Raw genomic sequence first — 23632 nt, 5'->3', positions numbered from 1 at the left:
GGGGAATGAAACGAGGGCGCCAGCAGCCGGAGTGTACCGGCCGCGGGCGCCCCCGGGCAATCATGCAAAACCCGTCAACCGGCGGGAATTATTGGCTTTCTTGCTCGCCAGCCGAGGAAGCATTTTCCGTCGGCGACGCCGCGGAATCAGCGTCGTCACCGGCTTCCGGCTGGCTGCCCGCGGGGGGCGTCGCGGGGGCCTCGGGGAGGGCCTTCGCGCGCTCCACGCCGGCGCTGTCGTTGAGCTGCGTGTACAGGGCGACGGCCTTGTCACGCTGCTGCAGCTCCTCCGCGAGCTGCGCGGCGCGGGGCAGGTGCTCCCCACCGAGCTTCTCGTAGAGGGGCAGCGCCTTGTCCTTGCGGCCCGCCTGCGTCCACGTCTCCGCGGCGGCGGCGATGTCACCCAGCAGCTCCAGCCACCGGGCGCGGCCGGCGGGCTTCTGCTCCTGTTCGGCGCGGGCCAGCTCGCGCTTCGCGAGCTCCTTGGCCTCGTCCTCCAGGGTGAGCCGCTGCATGAAGTGGAACGCCTTCGGAGGAGGCAGGGGGCTCAGCACCTCCACCGCCTCGCGCCGCTGCCCCACGGCCACCAGCAGGGTCGCCGCGCCCAGACGGTCGCCGCGCTCCACCAGGGCCTTCACCTCCAGGCCCCGGATGCGGTTGGCGCCAACCAGGTCCCGGGCGCGCTCGTACGCCTTGCGCGCCAGGGTCAGCTTGTTCGCGCGCTCGTACGCGAGGCCCGCCTGGTCGAACTGCCGCGCGCGCTCGTAGAGGCGTGCGACGTTCTCGAAGTCGGCCTTGGCGACGTAGTGCTCCATGAGCAGCTCGTACGCGCCGGCCTTCTCCAGCGTGGGGCCAATCTGCTCCGCGGGCAGCGTGCTCACGAGGCGGCGGGCCGCGTCGTTGTCCTGACCGGACAGCGCCGTGCGCAGCGCGCTCTTCAGGTCACCGCCCGCCTCGAACAGCCGGGTGGCATCCGCGAAGCCGTTGTTGCGCTCGTGCAGGCGCGCCGCGTCGCGCGTGCGGCCCATGCCTTCCAGTTGGGTCGCCTGCTCCTTCCAGTCGCCCGTCAGCTCCGGCATCGGCGCGCGCTCGGGGCGCTCACCGCGCGGAGGACGCTCGCCACGCTCGGGGCGCTCGGCCCGGGGAGGACGCTCGCGCCGCTCACCGGCCGCGCCGCGCTCCGGACGCTCGCCACGGGGAGGACGCTCACCGCGCTCACCCCGGTCCCGGCGCTCGCCGCGCTCCGGACGGTCACCGCGAGGAGGACGCTCGGCGCGCTCCTCACGGGCCGGGGCCGAGGGCTCCGCCGTCGGCTCACGGCCGCTGAGCGTGAAGGCCGCCTGGGAACGGTCCGCGTCGCCCGCGGCGCGCCAGACACGGCCCACCAGCGACATCACGTCCACCCAGCCGTCGAACTTCTCCTTCGCGGGGTCCACGGCCGGCTTCGACGGGGCGGCCTCGGCGGGCGCGCTCCCTTCGGTCGGCTCGGCACCCTCGGCCGGCTCGGCACCCTCGGCCGGAGCAGCAGCCTCGGCGGCCGGAGCCTCCGGGGGCGCTGCTTCGGTGGTGGCGCCCGCTTCCGGCGACGCGGCTTCCGCGCCCGCTTCCGGCGACGCGGCTTCCGCGCCCGCTTCCGGCAGGGCCGGCTTGGACTGGCGCTGCACGCGCAGGAGCGTGGTGATGAGGCGGCCACGCGTGTTGAGGTCCAGGTCCTCCAGCGACTTGAGGTTCATGGTCCGCAGCGAGCGGACAATGGCCTCCAGCGGACCCTTCTCCGCCGTGAAGTCGTTCTTGGAGAGAGCCTTCTCCAGGACGCTCAGCTCGGCGATGACACGCTGGCCAGGCCCCACCGGGCCCGCGTCGCGATCACGGCCACGGCCTTCACCCCGGCCGCGCCCTTCACCCCGGCCACCGCCAGGACCGCCACGACCTCCGAAGCCTCCCGGTCCGTCACGACGGGGCCCCTGGCCCGGCGCGCCCCCGTTCGGACCGCGTCCACCCGGACGCGATCCACCGCTTCCATTCTCCTGAGCCACGTGAATCTCCCGCTAGAACGCGTAGCGAATGTTGGGCGCCACCGCGAACCCGAAGGCGCCCTTGGAGGCGAGGTAGTTCCCCACGACCTCCAGCCCCACCGAGAAGTGGCGCAGCCGCGTGTAGTACTCCACTCCGGGCCCGGCAAACACAAGAATGTCGGAATCCGGGAGGAGCTTCTTGGGAGAGAACATCGCGTAGCCCACGCCGGCACGGGCGTAGATCCAGGTGCGCTTGACCTCCTGGCTGTCGGCGAAGCCCACCAGGCGGGCGCGCAGCACGGCGCCAGGAACCAGCATGGTGAAGTCACCGGACGCGGCGCCCTGCGAATAGCCGACGTATTCGGCGCCCGCGCGGTTGGCGGAGCCCATGAAGAAGACGCCCAGGGACAGGCGCTCACCCAGGTCCACGCCCAGCTCCACCTGGGCCATCTGGCCAGAGGAGAAGGGCCGCGGGCCGGAGTCCGCGGGCGGGTTGGTGATCCACGACGGACCGCCGTACACGCCGAAGTACACACCGCGCTCGACCTCGTTGAAGGTCACCGCGGGCCGGTCCTGCATCGCGGAACCGGCGCTGGGGGTGTCCTGGGCGCCCGCCATCGCGGGAATGAGGAGCGCGGCGCTCAGGGCAAGAGGAGCAAGGACTTTCTGCATGGAGGGCGGCCTGGTGGGGGGCAGTCCTCCCGCGGGGGCGGGAGGTTGAAGTGAAGAAGCGGGCAGCCCTGAGAACAGGACCGCCCGCGCGGGAAACGGATGTGTTGATTCTACGTCAGTCACCGGCCTGCTTGAAGATGAACGGGTAGGTGACGATCACGGAGCCTCCACCCTTGGGCTCCGGGAACTTCCAGGTGCGCACGCGGCCAGCCACGCAGGTCTCCAGGTCCGAGTTGCCCGCCGTGGACTGCGCGACGTTGGACGTAGCCACCGAGCCGTTGGCGCTGATGACGAACTTCACGGAGACCTTGCCGCCCAGCTTGGGGAAGCGGTTGAGCAGGCTCTCGTAGCAGTAGCGGATCTGCCCGCGGTTGCGCTGGATGACCTGGCGGATGAGCTCCTTGTCCAGCGAGCCCATCACTTCCGGATCCGACGAGGTGATGCCCACGTCCACGCTCTGCTTGCCGCCGAGCGTGCCCACGCCGGTGCCGTAGCTGCCGCTGCCGCCGCCACGGCCCTTGGTGCCGATGCCGCCGATGCCGATGCTGTCACCGGTGCCGCCGCCACCGCCGCCGCTGCCGCGCAGACCCATGCCGCCGAAGCCGCCCGCGTCGCCCGCCTTGGCGCCAAACATGTTGCCCATGGCGCTCTTGAGCTCACCGCCCAGGCCCGACTTGCCGAAGATGGTGGAGATGCCGCCCTTGCCACCGCCGAAGATCTTCGCGGTGAGGGCGCGCGCCTCGTCCTTCTTGTTCGGGTCGCCCTTGGGCGCCGCGCGGTTGTTGGTCTTGGGCGCGTCCTTCTTGCCCATCTGACCTTCGTCGTTGCGCTGCTTCTGGGCCATCTCGCCCGACTTCTTCTCCTTCTGCTGGTTCAGCTTCTCCAGGAACTTGTTCTTCTGGGTCTCCGGAGCCTTGATGATCAGCTTCGCGATGCGCGCGTCGTTGCCCGCGAGCTCATCCGCGTACTCGTCCCCTTCCCCACTCTGGTTCATGGAGTGGATGACGAACGCGGTGCCGATGAAGAACATCACCAGGAAGATGTTGAGCGCCGTGTAGTCGATGTTCTCGCCCACCGGCACGGCGACGCGCTTGGGCACCGGCTGGAACTGCGCCTCCAGCGTGAGGCCGCCCAGGTCCACCCAGACGAAGTCGTCCGCTTCCAGCGTGAGGCCGTAGGCGTCGCCGTCCTGGGAGGCCTTGCCGGACTCCATCACCGCTTCCAGGTCCAGCGTCTCGCCCTTGCGGGTGAGCTCGCCCTTCATCTTGCGCGCGAAGCGCACGGTGAAGGACTGGCCGTCGGTGCGCAGGACCTCGAAGGTGGGGGCGCCCAGCTTGGCGTCGCCCATCACGAAGTCCACGCCCTTGGCGCTGCCGACCGTGAAGGCCTTCTTCGCGCCGGGGGGCACGAAGAACTCGCCCACGCGCTGGTCACCCCAGAGCAGGCGCAGCGACACGCCCTGCGGGCCGTTGGACTTCGTCTTGCGCACGGTGCGCACGCGCGGCGCGGCTTCCTGCTCCTCGTGCGCGTCGTCCGCCTCCGGAGCCTTGGGGGCCTTGGGAGCCCGCGCGGGCGCCACGGCGTTCTTCTGCGTGGGCGCGACGGATGAATCCAGCGCGGCGACGGGAGCCGGAGCCGGCGTCGCGGCGGGCGCGGGCGTCGCGACCACCGGAGCGGGCGCGGCAACGGCCTGCGCGATGGCGGCGGCGGGGGCCACCGGCGCAACCGTGGGGTTCTTGTCCGTGGGCGCATCCGCCTGGGCAACGGCGGCGGCCAGGTTCACCGCGGCGACAGCGGCCGGGTTCTCCAGGCGGATGGTGGTGCCACCCACGCGGACCTCGTCACCGAAGGAGACCTGCCCCTTGTTGACGCGCTTGCCGTTGACGTAGGTGCCTTCGACGCTGCCCATGTCGATGATGGACATGGAGCCGTCGGCGGCAACTTCGATGACGGAGTGGATGCGGCTGACCTTGTCGTCCTCAAGGCACAGGTGCGCGGAGGAAAGACGACCAATCTTGATGATGTCGCGCTCGTAGTCCTTGGAGGCGACCAACGTGTCGCCCTTGAAGACCTTGAGTGTCAGGGGTACGGCCATGGAGGGCTCCCGGTAGGCTTTGGCGCTCTTGGACAACGGTGCCGGCGGAAGGTTCCCGCCGTCGATTCAATCCGTGGTGGGGGGATTACAGCTCGCCCACGGACTGCATCACCTTGTCCTCGAAGTCTTCGCGGATGCGGATGAGGTTCGAGTGCTTCACGGTCTTGCGCGCCTCGACGTACTCGCCATCCGGCTTCGTGAGGTCACCTTCAATGGTGTCGTCCTCGAAGTCGACGCTGGTCGTCTTCTGCATCCTGGCGCCGCCACCCTCACCCGCCGCCTTGCCGCCCTCGTCCTGGGCGAAGGCCGGGGCCACCGACAGCGTCACCAACAGCATCAGCCACTTCCGCATCCTGCCTCCACGTGGGGCCTTCCCAAGGCCCACTGGTGTTTCCGCATGGTGGGCCCCCGCCTCGAAAAGCGAGGGGCCCACAAGGTTCGCATCTTCCCGAGCCGCGCCGCCAGCGTGAAGCCACTGGCGGGCGTCTCCCACATCACAGCAGGTCGTCGGTGGGCTCGTCGGAGTCCGCCGGTGCTGCATTCTTCTGGGCAGGGGCCGTCTGCGTGCCACCCGCCGGAGCGGCGGCCGGCTGCTGCGCCCCCGTGCCCGAGGCCGGCGTGGCCTGCGGAGCGGTGCCGTTGCCGGACGCGGGCGTTGCTCCACCCGGAGGCGGCTGGCCCTTCTGCTTCGCCTCTTCCGCCTTCATCGCGGCCTGCTGCTGCGCCTGGAGCGCCTCCATCTGCTTGGCCTGGGCCTCCGCGGCGGACGCCTCGCGCTTGGCCTGCACGATGCTCTCCGCCTCGCGCATGAGGCCGAAGACAGGCGCCTCCGCGTTGATCGCGACCTCGCCGCCGGCGAGCGCGACGTACTTCTTGTAGAGCTCCACCGCGCGCTCGGGGGCGTCCTTCACCTTGTGCAGGATGATGCCGCGGTTGAGGTACGTGGCGCCCAGGTCCGGGTTGAGCTTCTCCGCCTCGTCGTACTCCTGCATGGCCTTGTCGTACTGGCCCTGGCCCTTGAGCGCGATGCCCAGGTCCACGTGCGCGGCGGCGTTCTTGCCGTCCGACTGCAGGATGCGGCGCAGGTGCTCCTCCGCGCCGGGGAAGTCCTCCGCGTTGAGCGCCAGCTGGGCCAGCTCCACGTGCGCGGGCACGTAGTCCGCCTTCGCCTCCAGGGCGCTCTTGAACTGCAGGCGCGCGCCCTCGGTGTCGCCCTCCTTCAGGAGGATGAGGCCCACGGCCTGGTGCAGCTCGGGGTCCGTGCCGTCCAGCTTCACCGCGCGCAGCGCGACGAGCTTCGCCATGGCCAGCTGCTTGCGATCCAGGTAGCTGCGGATCATGACCTTGAGGGCGTTGGTGTTCATCGGGTCGCGCATGAGCGCGGCACGAGACAGCTCCATCGCCTTGTCGTGGTCGTTGTTCTGCCGGTAGATCTCCGCGAGCCGAGCGCGCGAGCCCGCGTCATCCGGGTAGCGCGTGAGCACGTCCTGGTAGAGCGCCACGGCGCCGGCCACGTCGCCGCCGTTCTGCTTCATGATGGCCAGGTTGTCGGACGCCTGGCGCAGGGACGGCTTCTTGGTGAGCGCGGACGCGTAGCGGGCCTTGGCCTCGTCGCCCTTGCCCATGCGCTCGGCGATGACGCCCAGGTTGTACTCGGCCTCCGCCAGGTTCTGGTCCGCCTCCAGGGCGGCCTTGAACTTGCGCTCCAGCGACGGGTAGTCGAAGGCCTTCGCCTTCTTCTGCGCGTCGAAGGACTTCACCGCGTCATCGAACAGCAGCATGGCGCGGTTGGAGATGGACACCGGGCCCGTGGGGGCGGCCACCGGCTTGGCGACAGCCGCCGGGGTGTTGGTCTGCGTGGTGGAACAACCGACGGCGGTCAGCGCCAGCGTGGCCAGCAGGAGGGGGCGGAACGGGTGCATGCGGCGATTCATTAGAGGAAGTCCTCCGGCTCCTGATCATCAACGGTCTTCTTGGGGGCGCCGTCCTTGGACGCGGCGGCGGGCTTGGCGACCTCGGACTCGGTCTGCTGGCGAAGCGCGTTCGTCAGCGCGGACAGGTCCTCGTTGAGCGCCTCGCTCTTGGCCATCTTCTCCGGCTCGGACTTGGAGACCGGGGGCGGGATGTCCTGCACGGCGGCCAGCAGGTCGCCGCCCAGCACCAGCTCCTTGTTCTTCAGCGCGAGCTTCTCCTCCAGCACCTCCGGGTAGCGATCCGGAGCGTAGGTGCTACGGAGGATCTTCAGGCTCGCCGCGGCGCAGTCATTGAACACGCCCAGCTCGCGGCTCTTGGCCACCGCGCCGGAGAAGGCCTCCGTGGCCTTGTCCTTGAGCGGCTGGGCCTGGTTGGCGAACTCGTCGCGCAGGGCCTGCTGCGACTCCTCATCCAGGCCGCGCGGCATGGGCGCGTTCACGACGAGCTCCGCCATGTGGTCATACGCGAGGCCAATGCGCTGCAGCGCGCAGATGGCCGGCTCCGGGGCGCCCAGGGCCACGGTCTGCACGTACTTCTTCTGGACGACCTCCAGCGCGCGGCCCTTGTCGGCCAGCGAGCCCTTGAAGCGCTCCGGCGACGGCGGCACACCCCAGTACAGCTTCAGGCGCTTGAACTCGTTCCAGTCCGGCTCGATGGCCAGCAGGTTCGCCTGCGCGGCGGCGGCCAGCGCGGGCTTCTCCAGCGCGGTCTGCTGACGGCGGGGCAGCTGGTCGAAGTACTCGAAGATGCGCTTGTTCATGCGGCGCACGTCGTTCGTCTTCCGCATCTTCGCGTAGATGTCGGTGATGCGGCCCTCGGCCATGAGGAACTTGCTCTGGCTGCGCATGTTGTCGCGCTCGTACTCCTCCAGGAGCTTGATGGCCTTCATGTACGCGCCCTGCTTCACGTACAGGTCCACGACGGACAGGAAGGCGGCCTCCGCGTCCTTCGACTTGGGCCACAGCTCGATGTAGTGCTCGCGGTTCTTGAGCGCGGCCTTCAGCTGGCCCAGGCCCTCGCGGTAGGTGGCCGCGTTGAACAGGGCGATCTGCGCCTTGGACTCGTCCCACTTCTGCACCACCGCGGGCTTCGCGGGGCCGTCGTCGTTGGAGGCCTGCTTCGCGCGGCCCTTGGCCTTGCTCTTCGCCTTGGCCTTCGCGGCCGGCGCGCCGCCCTTCTCGTTCAGGTTGCGCTCGTAGCCGCGCACGTAGAGTTCGTAGGTGCCCGCGGCCTCCTCGAAGTCACCAATGGCCTCCAGCGCCTCCGCGTTCGCGTAGATGGAGTCCGGCACGTACTTGGACCGGGGGTACTCCGCGAACAGGCGCTTGCGGACCTCGATGGCCTTATCCAGGCTCTTCGCCTTGTAGTAGTCGACGGACGCGTTGTAGAGCGCCAGGTCCGCGATCTCCGTCTGCGGGAAGTCGTGGACGAAGTTCAGGTACGCCTCGGCCGCCTTGGAGAACTCCTTCTTCTCCTCCAGCTGGCTGACCAGCTTGAACGACGACTGCTCGATCAGCTTCGCCAGGTCGTCGCGGAACTTGCCGGTGGCCAGCTTGTCGTTGGAGTAGAAGCGGCGGGCCCACTCGTTGACCTTCGCGAAGTCGCCCAGCAGGTTGTACGAGTCGAGGATGAGGTTGGCGGCGATTTCAGCGGCGCGCTGCCCGTCCTCGAACTTGTACTCGGGGTAGCCGAGCGCGATTTCGGAGAAGCGCAGCACCGCTTCGTCGAAGTGGTTGTGGCGGTAGTAGATGTTCGCCGCCTTGAAGGCGATCTCCACGCGCTTGTCGCCCTTGGGGACGTACTTGAGGTAGCGCTCGCACGCGTCCAGCAGCGACTTCTTCAGCGTGGGGATGGCGATCTTCTTCTGGATGTCCGTGCCGGCGGACTCGGACTTGGCCTCGCCGCGCGCCTCAGCGGCCTTCACGACTTCGTCGTAGGCGAGCACGGCGTTGTAGGAGGCGTTGGTCAGCCACTTGCCCGGCTTGCCCGGCTTGGGCTTGCCCTTGTCGTCCTTGGCCTCCAGCACCTTGGCGTCCTGGAGGACGACGAGCGTGTAGTTGGCGGCGGCCTTGTCGAAGTTCTGGAGGTTGTCGTTGAGGAGCTCCGCCCAGAAGAAGCGCAGGTCGTACGCCTTGGGGTTCTCCGGGAAGAGCGTGAGGTAGTCGCTGTACACGGCGTCCGCGTACTTGAAGGTCTCCTCGCTGCGCGTCTTCTTGCCCTCGTTGTGCCAGGTGACGGCGAGGTTGGAGAGCGTGCGCTCGGACAGCTCCTTCGCCTCCGCCAGCGCCTTCTTGTCCTTGTCGTCCTTGATGACGCCAGAGGACTCGACGTCCTTCATGATCTTCACGAGCCGGCGCACCTGGGCCACGGTGCGCTCCTTGTTGCCCATGCGCAGGATGCAGTCGACGATCTTGCCCTGGAAGCCAGGAGCCTCCGGCGACAGCGGCTTCTCCTTGATCAGCGAGTTGTAGGTGATGGCCGCTTCGCGGTCCTTGCCGTCGCCGTAGTACAGGTTCGCGAGCTGCTTCATCATCGCGAAGCGGTCTTCCGGATTGGTGGCGACCTTGCCGAAGTCCGCGCGGGCCTGCGTCACGTCACCCTCGCGGGCGAAGGCGCGCACGTAGTCGGCGCGCGCTTCACGCACCAGCGAACCCTTCGCCTTGGACTTGCCGTCCTTCTCCACGGCGGCGGCGCCCGCCAGCTCACCGTAGAGGACCACGGTCTTGTACTTGTCCTTCGCGGACTCGTACTCGCCCATGTTGAAGTAGCACCAGCCCTGCTTGTAGAGGGCGAAGGCGTAGACCTGGTTCTCCGGGAACTCGGCGGCCTTCTTGTACGCGGCGAGCGCCTTCTCCAGCTCCGGGCGCTTGCCCTTGGAGTTGTTGAAGTAGTACTCGCCGAAGGCGAAGTACGCGTCCGGGATGTACTTGGACGTGGGGTGCTTCTCAATCAGGCGCTTGAACGCGACGAGCGCCTTCTTGTCCTGGCCGTCCTCCATCAGGTACTGGCCGAGGAAGAAGAGCACTTCGTCCGTGCGCTCGAACTTCGGGTACTCCTGGACGATCTTCGTGTACTGCTCGACGGCGTACTTGCCGTTCTCCTTCACCTTCGCCATCAACTCCGCCTTCTCCGCCTTGGCCTTCTGCTGGGCCGCGGCGTCGTTGCGGTTCATGGCGACGATGAGCTCGTCGTCCTTCCGGTTGGCTTCGAAGAAGAAGAACTTCGACTCCTCCCAGTAGAGTTCGCCCAGGCGGAACAACAGGCTGGGGGCCTCCTTCTGATCAGGAGACAGCGAGATGATCTTCCTCAGCGATTCGATCTGTTCGCGGCGCTTGGAAGCGACCTGCACTTCCACGCCCAGGCGGAACTGATCATATTGAAGCGCGGGAGCGGCCTGCTGGGCTTCCTTCGGGCGAGTGATGTCGCCTGCGAGGGACTTGTCCACGGTGGTGGTGGACTTCTTGCCCAGGTCAGCGTCGCGCAGTGCTTTCTTCTCCTGGGCCGAAGCCATGGAAGTCAGGAGAACGAGGCAAACGAGTAGCGAGCGGCGCATGGTCTTCCTAGGAGCGGGTGACCGGTGTCCACGGATGCCTGCTTGCTTGGCAAGTGTCCGGGAATCTTCGGGAATTTCCATGAGGGGACTCGTACTATGCGCGGTTTGCGCAAGGCGGGTCAACCCAGACGACGGGACGTCCGGTCCGTTGGATAGCAAGCGGGAAAACTTCAATTTCGCTGTGCGCCATCACCGCTCCAGACAGCGACAGGAAGGTTGCACCGGCTGTCCCAACGGGTATGGGAGGCTGGCGGCTGTTCGTCTGGTCGCCCTGCCTGGAGTGGTTGTCGGATCATGAGTCTTCTGCCGGAGAGCGCCAGCTTCGAGGAGCTGGTGCAGGACTACTTCCTCGCGGTGCGCGGCGCGGGCCTGATGTTGTCCGCGCTGGACACCGAGCTCGTCATCGCGTGGGCCCGGGAGGGCGTGCCCTTCGAGGTCGTGGCGCGCGGCATCTCGCGTTCGGCGGAGAAGGCGCTGTGGGACGCGCGGCCCGGAGAGCCGGTGCTGCGTTCGCTGCGCGCGTGCCGGCGCCAGGTGGAGACGGAGATCCGCAAGTACCGCGACCTGTCCGCGGGTCAGGGAGAAGAGGCGCCTCAGGCCTCCTCGAAGAAGCGCCCTGCCCGTTCGTGGGAAGAGGTGCGGCACGCGCGGTTGTGCGCGGCGCTGCGGGCGCTGACGGAGCGCGAAGCCGCGATGGCGCCGCGGGTGCACCGGCTGCTGGACACGGTGCTCGCGTGCGTGCCTCGCGAGCCCGCGGCCATGGATCAGCAGGAGGCCTGGGCGCTGCTGGTGCTGCTGCGCGCCCTGCCCTTCTCGGAGCGACGCACGGTGTGGCGAGATGCGCGCACCGGTGAACAACAGCTGATGACCGCCCGCGCGCGGCGTGTGTCCCGGCGCTTCCGGCTCCAGGCGGCCGTCAGACGGCGGCTGGACATGAAGGAAACCTGAAGGGTTGTCCTCCTACCGCACTGCTGAACCAAAGTTCAGCAGGCTGACGGCCAGGGGCGACGGTGTTATGGCTGGGCGCGATGGCTGCCAAGGCGAACGGCGAGGCGTGTGGGCTGTGCGGCGGGCGGACGTACGTCATCGAGCGCCGCGGAGAGCTCGCGACCGCTCGGGTGTGTACGTGCTCGGTGGACTGCCCGATGTGCGGTGGACGCGGGCACAGGCTGGTGCAGAAGGAAGGCACCTTCAGCGCGAAGGTGGGCCCCCGGATGTATGAGGTCCTGGAGCCGTGCGTGTGCACGCTCCGGCGCACGCGTGTGGCGCTCTACAACGACGTGCAGATGCCGGGCGTCATGGCGCACGCGTCGTTCGACAACTACCGGCCCTTCAACGAGGCGCAGGACCGGGGCCGCGGCGTGGCGATGCACTTCGCCAATCAGTACGTGAAGGGCGCCACCAACAAGGGCTTCGTGCTGAGCGGACCGGTGGGCACGGGCAAGACGCACCTCATGGCGGCGACGCTCGGGCACCTGGTGCTGGAGATGGGCGTGAAGACCCGCTACGTCGAAATCTCGCTCCTGTACGCGACCATCCGGCGCGGCTTCCAGGACGGCAAGAGCGGCGGAGAGATCATCGGGCCCTTGTCGGAGGTGGAGGTCCTCGCCATCGACGAGCTGGGCAAGGGGCGCGGCAGTCCCTTCGAGATGGAGACGCTCGATGAGCTGATCGCCCGGCGCTACAACGCGGGGCGCACGACGCTCTTCGCCACGAACTACTCGCTGGAGCCGGAGCGCAAGGGCGTGCGGAGCAGCGCGCCTTCGGGCTACCGCACCACGGACGACGCCCGCTCCGCCATGAAGGACGCGGAGCTTCTGCGCGAGCGCGTGGGCGAGCGCATCTACAGCCGCCTCTGCGAGATGTGCACCTTCGTGGAGCTGCCGCGCGACACCCCGGACCGGCGGCGCACGCGGCAGGAGATGGATGCGCCGCCGCCCATGGGTGGCATGCGCAACCCGGGCCGGTGATCAGCGATTGATGGCGCGCACCAGCGAGTTGCCCGCGTCCGCCACGTAGAGGGTGCCATCCGGCCCCACCGCGAGCCCGGCGGGCAGCACCAGCTGGGCCTCCCTGCCCGCGCCGTCGTCCGCGCCATAGCGGCCACTGCCCGCGAGCGTGGTCAGCTTCTCCGGTTCACCCGACGCGTTGAAGGTCAGCCGGCGCACTCGGTAGTTGCCGGGGTCGGAGATGGCGAGCGAGCCGTCCGGCAGCAGCGCCAGGCCCAGGTACGGCAGCAGCTGGCCCTCCTTCGGCTCACCGTCGCGGAAGCCGGGCGTGGAGCCCGCCACCACGGTGGTGACGCCGTCGCGCACGCGAACCACGCGCGCCATGCCGCTCTCCACGACGTAGGTGGTGCCGTCCACCGTCTGGGCCACCGCGGAGGGACGGTAGAGCCAGTCGCCCTGCAGCGTCGTCACCGGGTTGCCGGGCGTCACCATGTCGATGCGGCGGATGACGCTGTTGTTCAAGTCCGCCACGAGCAGCGCCGTGCCGTCCGGCGTGAAGGACAGGCCCGCGGGCTGGTTGAAGGCCGCCGACAGCGCGGGGCCGTCCTGGTAGCCGAACGAGGTGCCCGCGAAGACCTGCGCCTTTCCGTCCGGGGTGATGCGGCGGATGAGCGCGTTCTCCGTGTCGGACACGTAGAGGTTACCCAGCGCGTCCGAGGCAATGCCCATGGGGCCGTAGAGGCCGGTGAGCACCGTGCGGATCTTCCCGTCCGGCGACACGCGCTTCACGGTGTTGCCCAGCGAGTCCGCCACCGCCCAGCCCCCATCCGGCAGCACGGCGACCGCGAGTGGCGCGCCCAGTTCGTCCGGCCCCACCTTCGCGCCCGAGTGGCAGCGCTTGCCGGGCTGCCCCGCCACCGTCGTCACGGACGCGGCGAACGGCCCCATCGGCGAGGGTGCCGCTGGAGGCTGGAACTTCACCAGGTCGCCCGGCAGCTTCCGGCCCAGCGCCTTGTAGAGCACGTTGGCCACGATGCGGCCCGCGCGCGGATCCGCCACGCGGTCCCCTACCCCGGCCAGCTTCTGCACGAAGTCGATGCCGCCCGAGGAGAAGACGTACGCCTCCCCCTGCTTGCGCACCACCATGTGCGCGAAGCCGAAGCCGCCCTGGAGCGACAGCGACGGCGACTCCGCGAGCACCTCCACGCCGGAGGGCTGGCGGCCGTTGGACACCAGCTGATCCACTTCGTAGCCATTCGCCATCCACAGCGTGTCACCGGCCTTCAGGCCCGTGCCGTTGAAGACCCAGTGCTCCGGGTGGGTGATGACGGTCGGGAAGGGCCACTGGTGCCAGCGCGCGGCGAACTGCACGCCCAAGAGCGCGTTCTCCGGACGGGGCGCGGGCAGGTCGCGGAACTTCACCGTCCTGCGCTGGTCCTTGTACGGATCCTCGGGCGCTCCCTTGTAGCAGGTCACGACGCGGCGCTGACGGCCGTCGGCGGCGGGCTCGAAGCGCACCTGCCAGTAGGCGTTGTTCGCGCCCAGGTTGATGATGGAGCGCCCTTCAGACAGCGCGCGGTCCGCGTGGTCGCGCTGCTTGGAGGACCAGTACTCGTCGTGGCCGGACATGAAGAACACCTTCGCGCCACGGAAGAAGTCGTAGCTTTCGTCCATGTCCTCATCGGTGAAGTAGCCCACGTCCAGGTCTTGCGACTCCAGCCACGTCACCAGACTCAGGTCGTCCGTCATCAGGTGCCCGGAGCCCTGGCCCCGGTAGTAGGGCCGGTCGTAGGAGGACTGGAAGGCACGCGAGACGCCGTGCGCCTTCATCACGCCCTTCTGATCATCGTAGAGGCTGGTGCCACCCCAGGTGTTGTACGCCGCCCAGTTCGCGGTGGGGATGAGCACCGCGACCTCCGAGCGCGGGTTGGCGTCACGCACGTAGAAGGGCACGTAGCGCGAAGGCCGATCGTCGCGCACGAGCTTCACCACGTACACGCCGCGCACCCAGTTCTCGCCGATGGGGATCTCCAGCGTGGGCGACCAGGAACAGGCGATGATGCCCGTGGAGGGATCCGCCGGACAGTCCGCCTGCCGCGTGCCCTGCACCGGGCCACCGCGCGCGACCTCCCGGGCCCCCACGCCGCCGTAATAGCCCAGGCGGTAGACGAACCAGCTGAACTTGCGCTCCTCGGACAGGGACACCGCCACGCGCAGCAACTCGCCCTGCGTCAGGGTGGCCTTGAGCGGGTAGCCTTCAATCTCACGGCTGTTGGCGTTCTTGTCGATGCGCCAGCCCGTGGTGCCCTTCTTCTGGTTCTCCTTGTAGACGGCGTCCGGGTCGCGCTCGGGAAGTGCGCTGCCGCCGTCGGGCAGCGTGCCCGCGTCCGGCTCGTCGTCCGGAGTGCCCGCGTCGTATTCGGGAACGATGATGCCGCCGTCCGGACCGATGACGCCCGCGTCGTCGTTGCTCAGCGGCGGCTCATCATGGCGGTCGCCAGGGGGAGGCGTGCCGGGTGCCGGACCGGAGTCCTTGCAGCCCGAGGCCCCCGTCACCAGGAGCGCCAGCACCACCCCCAGTCCCATCCAGCGACGCCCCTGACCCATGGCCCAACCCTCCAAGGTGTTCGGGGAGGAGGGTAGGCATCGACTTCTCAGAGGGAAGCGCTCTGCCCCCAATAGGAAAGGAAGTTCGACAGACGATGTCGCCTCGTCCCCAGGGACAACCCGCAAGCCCTCGGATCAACGGAGGTTGCGCGGGCGTGATGCGTGTCAGCTACCGAGCAGTTCGCGGTGCAGCCGGGCCGTGAGGGTCTTCAGATGCGTCTTGTCCACCAGGAGGGTCACCTGCAGGGGCGAGGTGCTTACCGCATGGATCCGCGCGGAGAGGGCCTCGGCGGCGGAGAGGGCCTTGCGCAGCGGCACCCAGTCCGCGTTGAGGCCCACGCCCACACAGGTGACCGTGCCCCAGCCGTCCTGCCAGTCCACTCCCGCGCCAAAGCGAGTGGCCAGCTCACGCTGGAGCGCCTCCGGGCCGTGAATGTCCGCGAGTGGAACCGCCAGGTACGTGCGTCCCGGCGCGCCCGGCAATCCATCGTGGGCGAGCGTGCGGCCTCGGACGGCGCGCGCGTCCAGGAACTCCAGCAGCTCCTGGAGGGGCACGCTGGCGTGCGCGACGAGCACGGCCATCTCCGCGTCCGCCGTCACGCCCTTGACGCGGCTGTCGGTGGGCACGGCGAGTTCCTGCACGCTGGTGCCGGTGCCCTGGCCGTGCGCGGTGCGCGCGAGGATGGTGATGCCGCGCGCCTTCGCCCACTCCACGGCCTGCGCGTTGAGCACCTTGGCGCCGGCGCTCGCCAGCTCCTGCATCTCGTCGTAGCTCAGCGACTCCAGCTTGCGTGCGTCCGGCACCACGCGCGGATCCGCGCTGAAGACGCCGTCCACGTCCGAATAGATTTCACACGCCTCCGCGTCCAGCGCCGCCGCCAGCGCGACCGCGGTGGTGTCGGAACCTCCGCGCCCCAGCGTCGTCACCTCCTTCTTGTAGGAGACGCCCTGATAGCCCGCGACGATGACGACCTTGCCGTGCGCCAGCTCGTCCTGGATGCGGTAGGGCCGCACCTCCACGATGCGGGCCTGGGCGTGCGCGTCGTTGGTGATGATGCCGCTCTGGCTGCCGGTGAAGCTGATGGCCGGGACGCCCTGTTCCTGGAGCGCCATGGACAACAGCGCCATGGAGATGCGCTCGCCGCAGGTGAGGAGCATGTCCAGTTCGCGCCGGGGCGGGTCCTGGGACACGCTCTTGGCCAGCGACAGCAGGTCATCCGTGGTGTCGCCCATGGCGCTCACGACGACGACGACCTGATAGCCCGCGTCCCGCTTCTGCTTCACGCGCCGCGCGACCTTGCCGAGCTTCTCCGCGTCAGCGACCGATGAGCCGCCGTACTTCTGCACCACGATTGGCATCCACGCCTCGCTTCCGGGGCAGTGTAGAGTTCGCCCCCGCGCATGCCAATCACCGAGAAGCCCATCATCGAGGTGCGCAACCTCACCCGGCGCTACCGCGATCGCGTGGCCATCGACGACCTGTCCTTCACGGTCGGTGAGGGCGAGCTGCTTGGCTTCCTGGGCCCCAACGGCGCGGGCAAGTCCACCACGATGAAGATCCTCACCGGCTTCCTGCCCCCCTCCGAGGGCAGCGCGAAGGTGGCGGGCTTCGACGTGTCCACGCACCCCATGGAGGTCAAACGGCGTATCGGCTACCTGCCGGAGACGCCGCCGCTGTATCCGGAGCTGACGGTGCACGGCTACCTGGCGTTCGTCGCGGCGCTCAAGCAGGTGCCCGGCCGCGCGGTGAAGGCGGAGGTGGCGCGGGTGGCGGGGCTCACGGGCATCGACGACGTGATGGGCCGCGTGCTCCAGAACCTGTCCAAGGGCTACCAGCAGCGCGTGGGCATCGCGCAGGCGCTCATCGGTTCGCCGCCGGTGCTCATCCTGGACGAGCCCACCGAAGGCCTGGACCCCGCGCAACGCGCGGACCTGCGCGCGTTGATCCGGAGCCTCAAGGGGAAGCACACGGTGCTGTTGTCCACGCACATCCTCCCGGAGGTCACGGTGACGTGCGAGAACGTCCTCATCCTCCACCAGGGCCGCGTGGTGGCCCATGACGCCATCGACCAGTTGGCGAAGGCGCATGGCCAGGCCGAGCACGCGTCGTTGGAAGAAGTCTTCATCAAGCTGACCGCCGCCTGAACAGGAACCCTTAAGCGCATGCGCACCGCCCTGGCCATTGCCCGCAAGGAGCTGGCCGTCGCCTTCACCACCCCGTGGGCCTACGCCGTGTTCACGGCGATGGCGGCGCTCTCGTCGTTCTTCTTCGTCAGCCTGCTGGAGCAGTTCCAGCAGGTGCAGTCCCTGGCGCGCGAGCACGGCTGGAGCAAGCTGCCGCCGGACTCCATCGTCTACCGCAACCTCACGGACGGCGTGGTGGTGCAGCTGTGGGGCGTGGTGTTGATCCTCACGCTCTTCGTCGCGCCCTTCCTGTCCATGCGGCTGTTCGCGGAGGAGAAGCGCCAGAAGACGTTCGCGCTGCTGCTCACGACGCCGGTGCGGCCGGTGGACATCGTGCTGGGCAAGTACCTGGGCGGCCTGGGCCTCATCTTCGTCACGCTGGGGCTGACGCTGGTGTTCCCGGTGCTGCTGTCGGTGGTGGGCACGGGCCCGTCCGGCTCCGCGCTGGAGTGGCCCACGGTGCTGCTGGGCTACGGCGCGGTGCTCCTTTGGGGCGCGACGTGCATGGCCGTGGGGATGTTCATCTCCGCGTTGACGGAGAGTCAGATGCTGGCGGCGTTCCTCACCTTCACCGTGCTGCTGCCGTGGATGCTCCTGCGCGGCGTGGCCCAGTCCACCGCGGAGCCGCTGCGCTCGTTCCTGAACTACCTGTCCTTCGACACGCAGTTGCAGGGGATGATCCAGGGCGTCCTGGAGGTGCAGGCGCTGGTGTTCTTCGCGTCCGTCATCCTGTTCTCGCTGCTGCTCACCCACCGCGCGGTGGAAGCGCAGCGCTACGCATGACCATGAGAGCGACCCACGTCACCCGGGTGCTGGGGCCCTTCGGCCTGCTGCTCCTCGCGTCCAGTCCCTTCACGCTGTTCCTCACCTCCGGCAGCGTGGCGCTCGCTGCGGGCAAGGCGGTGCTGGGCGCGGCGATGCTCACGGCCTACGTCGTCACGCACCGGGAGGAACTGGGGCGCGCGGGCACCCGCCGCACGGGACGGTTCCTCGCGTCCTCCGTGCTCACCACGCTGGCGGTGCTGGGCGTGCTGGTGGCGCTCAACGTGTTCGCGTTCCGCAAGAACCAGCGGTGGGATTTGACGCAGGAGCGCATCTTCTCGCTCGCGCCGCAGACGGTGCAGACGCTGGCGGGGTTGAAGGAGAAGGCCCATGCGCTGGCGCTCGTCCCACCCACGCATCCGTCCTATGGCGAGCTGGAGGAGCTGTTCCGGCGCTACCACGAGGCGGCACCGGAGACCTTCGACTACGCCTTCGTGGATCCGCGTCGCGAGCCGACCCTGGCCGCGAAGTACCAGCTCAAGGACAAGCAGACGCTGGTCGTCGTCTCCCGCGGCGAAGGAGATGCCGCGCCCCACACCACCCTGCCCGTCCCCAGCGAGCAGGAGCTGACCAACGCCCTGCTCCAGTTGAGCGCGACGGGCGCGCAGAAGGTGTACGTCCTCGAAGGACACGGCGAGTGGTCGCTGGAGGCGGCCGGTGAGGGGCTGACGGAGCTGCGGCGCCAGCTGCTGCGCGAGGGCTACCGTCCCGAACCGCTCAACCTCCTGGGCAGGAAGGAGGTGCCTCGCGACGCGGGCCTGTTGATCATCGCTGGCGCGAAGCAGGCGTATACGGCGCCGGAGGTGGCGGTGTTGCGCACCTATCTGGGCGAAGGCGGCCGGCTGCTCTACTTCACCGACGCGAACACGGACGACGGGCTGGGCCTGTTCCTCGCGGACTACGGCGTGCAGGTGGACGAGGGCGTGGCGGCGGACCCGCAGTTCAACTCGGGAAACCCGTTCGTCCTCCTGTCGAACTTCTACGGCAAGCACCCCATCACGCGTCCGTTGCAGGAGCGCGGCTTCAACGTCCAGCTGCCCACGCCGCGCAGCTTCACGCTCGTCCGCGAGGGCTTCCTGCTGCCCGGTGTGACGGTGGAACCGGTGCTGCTGAGCTCACCGTATGCGTGGGTGGAGTCGCGGCCCCTGGAGGACACCACCCCGTCCAGCGGCGAGAAGATGGGACAGCTCACGCTGGTGGCCGCCGCTTCGCGGGACACACGCGCGGCGGAGCACAAGCGCTCCGACGAGGCGCGGCTGGTGGCCGTGGGAGACTCGGAGCTGCTGTTGGATCCGAACTGGGGCTACGAGGCCAACCGCAACCTGGTGATGAACTCCCTGGGATGGGCGTCCCATCAGGCGGAGAAGATCACCCTGCGCCCTCCCGACCGTGAGACGTCCACGCTTGAGCTGGGCGAGGACCAGATGCGGACCCTGCGCTTCGTATCCACCGACCTGCTGCCCCTGTCGCTGCTGGGCGTGGGACTCGCGGTCTGGTTGTCACGGAGGAACCGGTGAGGACTTCCACCGTCTTGATGCTGGGGCTTTTGAGCGTGGGATGTTCGCGCGACGCGGAGAAGCCCCCTGCTCCTCCGAAGCTCTTCGCGACGGAGCCCGCCGAGCTACCCCGTGGCTCGACTCCGGACCCGACGCCCGTCTTCACACACCTGACGGTGAAGGCTCGTGGCGCCACCACGGAGCTGGAGCGGACGCCGGAGGGCTGGCGGCTTGTGTCTCCCGTGGAGGCGAAGGCGGATCCGTACGCGGTGGAGGCCCTGGTGCAGCAGCTCACCTCGGCGAAGTTCAAGTCCACCGTGAACGCGTCACCGACGGACGCGGACCTGAAGAAGTACGGGCTCACGGCTCCGGCGTTCACTGTCACGGCGCGGGCCTTCCTCCCGGACGCCAATGGCGAAGGCGCGGAAAATCCGTCCCGCCAGCGCACCGTGACGCTGGCCGGTGGAGATGAGAACCCGTTCGATGGCTCCGTCTACGTGCGCCGTGAAGGCGACGCGACCGTGTACGCGGCCGACGGTGCCGTGCGGTACTCGCTGGACAAGGGCCCGTTCGAGCTGCGCGCCAAGGAGTTCCTGGGGCCGCTGGAGCTCGCGTCGCTCCAGTCCATCGAAGTCAAAGCGAAGGACCATGCGTACGTGCTGACGCGCGAAGCGGACGGCAAGTCGTGGCGGATGGAGAAGCCGGAGCCCACCCGCGCGAACGCCAGCCGGCTGACGGACCTGCTCAAGGCGTTCGAGAACCATCAGGCCCTGTCCTTCCCTCAGGACACCGCCGCCAACCGGAAGGCCCTGGGGCTGGACACGCCCATCGTGGACGCGCGCTTCGTGCCTGCCTCCGGTGAGCCCATCCGCGTCAGGCTGGCGCAGGTGACCCGCGACGGTGCGACTGTCGTCCATGCGCTGCGCGAACAGGGTTCGCGGTCCACGCTGGCGGAGGTCGAACCTCGCGCGCTGACGACGCTGGACGTGGGCGTGCAGGAGTTGAAGGACCGGCGTGTGCTGTCGTTCCCGCGCGACGACGTGCGGCGCATGGACTTCCTCCCCGGCGGCAAGGCCGCCCCCGTGGTGGTGACGCGCGGCGCGGGCAACAGCGACGCGTGGCAGGTGGAAGGTCCCGGCGGTGGACGCGCCCTGCACTTCCGCGTGGTGAAACTGCTGGGCCGGCTGGAGGCTTTGAAGGCCTCCGCGTTCGGCGAAGCGAAGGTGAAGCACTGGGATCGCTACGGCATCAGCGACACGTCGCGGGGCGTCGTGCTGCGCGACGCGGACGGGCGTGAACTGGCGCGGCTGTGGCTGGGCGACGCAGTTCCGGACACGGAGGACCGGCTCTACGCACGGGGCTCCGGTCCGGACCTGGTGGAGGTGTCCATGAGCGCGGTGGCGGACCTGCCCACGCGCGCCGCGGACCTCCAGGAGGCGCCGCCTGAAGCTTCGGACGGCGGACCTCCCGCGCCCTGAGGCGGCCCTACACTTCCATCAAGGCGAAGCGCTGCTCGGGCGTGAATTTGGTGAGCAGCGGCATGGCGACGTTGAACACCGGGATGCCGCTCTTCGTCTTGCCCTCGAGCGCACCGTGGTGCGCGTGGCCGTGGAAGACGTAGGCCGCGCCGTAGTGGTCAATGGGCATCGACAGACGGCTCGTCCCCAGGAAGGGGCGGATCTCGATGTTCTCCCCCTCCAGCGTCTCCGGGATGGGGGCGTAGTGCATGATCACGACCTTCTTGGGCGTGTCCAGGTGGCTGAGCGCCGCCTCCAGCTTGAGCGATTCGGTGACGGCCTCCTGCACGAAGGACTTCGTCTGGCCCTCGCCGAACGCCTGCAACGTCGCGTTGCCGAAGCCGCCCCCGAAGCCCTTCACCCCCGCGACGCCCAGCACCTTCTCGAAGATGAAGTGGTCCCCGTCGAGGATGTGCACACCGACCTTGGAGAGCTCCGAGCAGATGTCCTTCACCTGCCCGTGCTCGTAGTCGTGATTGCCCAGCACCGCGGCGCACGGGACGCGCAAGGCCGAGAGTTCCTCGGCCAGGACCTTGCCCTCTTCAATCATCCCGCGGTCCGTCAGGTCCCCGCACAAGAGCAGCAGATCCGCCGAGGCGTTCACCTGTTTGACGAGCTGACGGAACCGCCCGTGCTGGTCCTCCCGGCAGTGCAGGTCACCGACCGCTGCCAGTCGAATCTTCGAGCTCGGATCTCGCGCCACGGATTCCCCCCTCGGGTCTGTCCTGTTCGTCCCACGCCCTGCCGTCCCCAAAGCCCCAGTGGTGGATGTCCACGTGATAGTTCACCTTGGACACCAGGTTGCCCCGGCACAGCTTCTCGTCCCAGCTCCCGTCGCGCACCGTCTGGAGCGTGCGGCTCATCAACTCCGTCATCACGTAGTTGGGCACGATGTCGCGCTCGCTCGGGTACGCGAAGCGGAACATCATCAGGTGGCTGAGCAGCACCTCCCAGTAGCGGTCGAAGCGCCGGAGGATGCGGTCCCAGTCCATCTCCCGCCCCGCCTTGAGGATGAGGTGGTTGATGTCCGCGCCGTCATAGCGCTCGCGCTCGGTGACGAAGGCCTTGGACCAGATCATCTCCTCGGCCGGTGCGATGAGGCACTCGTAGCCGAAGATGGTGGCCTTCTTGGCGTTGGTGAACCACTCGTCGTCCACCGTCGCCACGCCGTTGCCGGAGGAGAAGATGAAGTCGACGAAGTAGTCGCCCTTGTACGCCTTGTAGAGCCAGACCTCGTCCGGCCGTTCCGTGCGCCAGCCATCCTTCTCCAGCACGTCCAGGGCGCGGATGGCGTCCTGCTTGCGCGGGAACAGGTCCAGGTCCTTGGTGTCGCGGTAGATGCCGGTATAGGTGGCGTAGGCATACGCACCCCCCACGACGAACGGCACCCCGGCCTCATGCAACAGGCCAACGGCTCTGGCGCGGGCGTTGATCTCGTCCGGCGCACGCTCCCGCTCGGCCAGCGTGGCGTCCGTACCCATCTCCCCGGGATGGTTCGGGTGTCGTTTTTCCATGGGCGAAAGGTAGGGATGGCCCATTTCACCCGTCGGGCAGGCGGCCGCGGGCGGCCGGAGAGCAGGCAGCCAGACGCCAAGCGCTTGGTTTCGCTGTGTTTTTCCACTCCTAGCGAGCGCTTTTTCTGTTTTTCGGCCGGCCTGTGTCCATTGGGGCGAATTCACTGCCGCACGGCCCGCATGAGACGGGCCCTGAAAGGACGCCCGACCATGCTGCGCAAGAGCCTGCTGTGTGCCTCCCTGTTGTTCGTGGGCTGCAACGACGCCGGGAGCAACGACGCGGACACGTTCCGTGACGGCCTGCCCTCCAAGGAGATGACGCAGGTGAAGGCGCCGAAGGCGAACGGCCAGGGCCTGACGGCGGCCGGCCCTTCCGCGCAGTACGGCCAGGGGCAGAAGGCGGAGTACTACCAGGCGACGGTGAACGCCACGGTGGCGGTGAACGGCGGCACGCTGTGGGTGCTCAACCTCATCGAGCAGATCTCCAAGTATCCGCCGACGACGCTGGAGGAGAACAAGGCGGTGTGGGGCCCGAGCACGGAGGCGCTGAGTCCCACCACGTGGCGGCTGACGGTGACGAAGTCCGGGGAGGCGTCGTTCTCCTGGGTGCTGGAGGGCAAGGCGAAGGCCGAGGAGGACAGCGCCTTCCGCGCGGTGCTGTCCGGCGCGCAGCAGGTGGCGGTGGACGCGGACGGCGAGCGCGTGAAGGGCTACGGCTCCGGCGAGCTGTTCATCGACTGGGACGCCGCGCACACCCTGCCGGATGCCGACGACAACGTGGGCACGGTGGAGATCCGCTACGCGCGCCCGAGCGCCTCCGCGGAGGCCACGGTGGACGCGGACTTCCACCAGGTGCGTGACGAGAAGGACCCCAACAAGCGCGTGGACGGGACCTACCACTACAAGGCGTCCGCGACGACGGGCGGCGAGTTCGAGTTCGCGACGAACGAGGACATCGACAATGGCGACCCGCTGCGCGCGAAGCTGGAGAAGCTGTCCATCAAGAGCCGCTGGACGGCGACGGGGGCGGGCCGCTCGGACATCAAGGTGACGGGAGGCGACCTGGTAGGCGAGGCCACGCTGAACGAGTGCTGGGACACGAACTTCCTCAGCACCTACTTCCGCGTCAGCCTGGACCCGCGCCTGGGCTACGGCGAGGCGGAGGCGGCCTGCGGCGGGTTCACGGCGGCGGTGTACTCGTCGCTGTGAGCCGGGTCGCGGTAGGCTTGCGCCGC

Annotated in this window: 18 protein-coding genes; 7 read left to right on the top strand and 11 right to left on the bottom strand. The window is 68.6% G+C overall.

Annotated elements, in window-relative coordinates:
• Positions 1 to 88: 88 nt before the first annotated feature.
• The 7 genes from GTZ93_RS20090 to GTZ93_RS20065 all read right to left on the bottom strand — a co-directional run bounded on the left by GTZ93_RS20090 (position 89) and on the right by GTZ93_RS20065 (position 10308).
• Entirely contained in the window at positions 89 to 1849 is a 1761-nt protein-coding gene (locus GTZ93_RS20090) for a DEAD/DEAH box helicase (RefSeq protein WP_180946001.1), read from the bottom strand.
• Entirely contained in the window at positions 1816 to 2013 is a 198-nt protein-coding gene (locus tag GTZ93_RS42160) for a hypothetical protein (protein ID WP_167548190.1), read from the bottom strand. The genes GTZ93_RS20090 and GTZ93_RS42160 overlap by 34 nt, the downstream gene beginning before the upstream one ends.
• A 34-nt stretch (positions 2014 to 2047) precedes the next feature.
• Positions 2048 to 2686 (bottom strand): adventurous gliding motility protein CglE, encoded by a 639-nt coding sequence (gene cglE / locus GTZ93_RS20085; RefSeq protein WP_120581664.1) that lies wholly within the window; start codon positions 2684 to 2686, stop codon positions 2048 to 2050.
• 115 nt (positions 2687 to 2801) lie between these two features.
• A complete protein-coding gene (gltG, locus tag GTZ93_RS20080; protein WP_120594294.1) occupies positions 2802 to 4781 on the bottom strand; it encodes an adventurous gliding motility protein GltG in 1980 nt (659 codons plus the stop codon).
• A gap of 85 nt (positions 4782 to 4866) precedes the next feature.
• Positions 4867 to 5133 carry an adventurous gliding motility protein CglF gene (gene cglF / locus GTZ93_RS20075; RefSeq protein WP_120576002.1) on the bottom strand — a complete coding sequence of 89 codons (267 nt, stop codon included), beginning with the start codon at positions 5131 to 5133 and terminating at the stop codon, positions 4867 to 4869.
• A 142-nt stretch (positions 5134 to 5275) separates the two neighbouring features.
• On the bottom strand, positions 5276 to 6715 hold the full coding sequence (gltE, locus tag GTZ93_RS20070; RefSeq protein ID WP_139915625.1) for an adventurous gliding motility TPR repeat lipoprotein GltE: 1440 nt from the start codon (positions 6713 to 6715) through the stop codon (positions 5276 to 5278).
• Entirely contained in the window at positions 6715 to 10308 is a 3594-nt protein-coding gene (locus tag GTZ93_RS20065; RefSeq protein ID WP_180946000.1) for a tetratricopeptide repeat protein, read from the bottom strand. The genes gltE and GTZ93_RS20065 overlap by 1 nt, the downstream gene beginning before the upstream one ends.
• Before the next feature lie 294 nt (positions 10309 to 10602).
• Here GTZ93_RS20065 and GTZ93_RS20060 point away from each other — a divergent pair, with 294 nt between their 5' ends.
• Both GTZ93_RS20060 and GTZ93_RS20055 read left to right on the top strand, forming a co-directional pair.
• Positions 10603 to 11256 (top strand): hypothetical protein, encoded by a 654-nt coding sequence (locus tag GTZ93_RS20060; RefSeq protein WP_139915623.1) that lies wholly within the window; start codon positions 10603 to 10605, stop codon positions 11254 to 11256.
• A gap of 80 nt (positions 11257 to 11336) precedes the next feature.
• Positions 11337 to 12278 (top strand): ATP-binding protein, encoded by a 942-nt coding sequence (locus GTZ93_RS20055; RefSeq protein WP_120576006.1) that lies wholly within the window; start codon positions 11337 to 11339, stop codon positions 12276 to 12278.
• Here GTZ93_RS20055 and GTZ93_RS20050 read toward each other — a convergent pair whose 3' ends face one another.
• The gene (locus GTZ93_RS20050) at positions 12279 to 14864 is read right to left on the bottom strand and encodes a N,N-dimethylformamidase beta subunit family domain-containing protein (protein ID WP_139915622.1); all 2586 of its coding nucleotides are present in this window, start codon (positions 14862 to 14864) and stop codon (positions 12279 to 12281) included. It lies immediately after the preceding gene.
• Between the two features lie 165 nt (positions 14865 to 15029).
• Positions 15030 to 16223, bottom strand: a complete 1194-nt coding sequence (locus GTZ93_RS20045) for an aspartate kinase (protein WP_139915621.1) — start codon at positions 16221 to 16223, stop codon at positions 15030 to 15032.
• 42 nt (positions 16224 to 16265) lie between these two features.
• Between GTZ93_RS20045 and GTZ93_RS20040 the strand changes: the two genes are divergently transcribed.
• From GTZ93_RS20040 to GTZ93_RS20025, 4 genes are read left to right on the top strand one after another with little or no spacing between them, the layout of a single operon-like run.
• Positions 16266 to 17009 carry an ABC transporter ATP-binding protein gene (locus GTZ93_RS20040; RefSeq protein WP_167548189.1) on the top strand — a complete coding sequence of 248 codons (744 nt, stop codon included), beginning with the start codon at positions 16266 to 16268 and terminating at the stop codon, positions 17007 to 17009.
• Positions 17010 to 17027: 18 nt separating this feature from the next.
• Positions 17028 to 17831, top strand: a complete 804-nt coding sequence (locus GTZ93_RS20035) for an ABC transporter permease (RefSeq protein ID WP_120576009.1) — start codon at positions 17028 to 17030, stop codon at positions 17829 to 17831.
• 2 nt (positions 17832 to 17833) lie between these two features.
• Positions 17834 to 19387, top strand: a complete 1554-nt coding sequence (locus tag GTZ93_RS20030) for a GldG family protein (RefSeq protein WP_139915636.1) — start codon at positions 17834 to 17836, stop codon at positions 19385 to 19387.
• Positions 19384 to 20844, top strand: a complete 1461-nt coding sequence (locus GTZ93_RS20025) for a DUF4340 domain-containing protein (RefSeq protein WP_139915620.1) — start codon at positions 19384 to 19386, stop codon at positions 20842 to 20844. The genes GTZ93_RS20030 and GTZ93_RS20025 overlap by 4 nt, the downstream gene beginning before the upstream one ends.
• Positions 20845 to 20851: 7 nt before the next feature.
• On the opposite strand, the gene GTZ93_RS20020 is transcribed toward GTZ93_RS20025, so the two are convergent.
• Positions 20852 to 21556 carry a metallophosphoesterase family protein gene (locus tag GTZ93_RS20020; protein WP_120594297.1) on the bottom strand — a complete coding sequence of 235 codons (705 nt, stop codon included), beginning with the start codon at positions 21554 to 21556 and terminating at the stop codon, positions 20852 to 20854.
• A complete protein-coding gene (locus GTZ93_RS20015; RefSeq protein ID WP_180945999.1) occupies positions 21540 to 22364 on the bottom strand; it encodes a nucleotidyltransferase in 825 nt (274 codons plus the stop codon). Before GTZ93_RS20015 ends, GTZ93_RS20020 begins: the two co-directional genes overlap by 17 nt.
• 243 nt (positions 22365 to 22607) lie before the next feature.
• Here GTZ93_RS20015 and GTZ93_RS20010 point away from each other — a divergent pair, with 243 nt between their 5' ends.
• Entirely contained in the window at positions 22608 to 23606 is a 999-nt protein-coding gene (locus tag GTZ93_RS20010; protein ID WP_139915618.1) for a hypothetical protein, read from the top strand.
• The last annotated feature ends 26 nt before the right edge of the window (positions 23607 to 23632 follow it).

The organism is Corallococcus exiguus (assembly GCF_009909105.1).
Classification (GTDB): domain Bacteria; phylum Myxococcota; class Myxococcia; order Myxococcales; family Myxococcaceae; genus Corallococcus; species Corallococcus exiguus.
The sequence above is the reverse complement of the archived record's forward strand: the minus strand, read 5'-3'. Positions and strand labels throughout refer to the sequence as shown.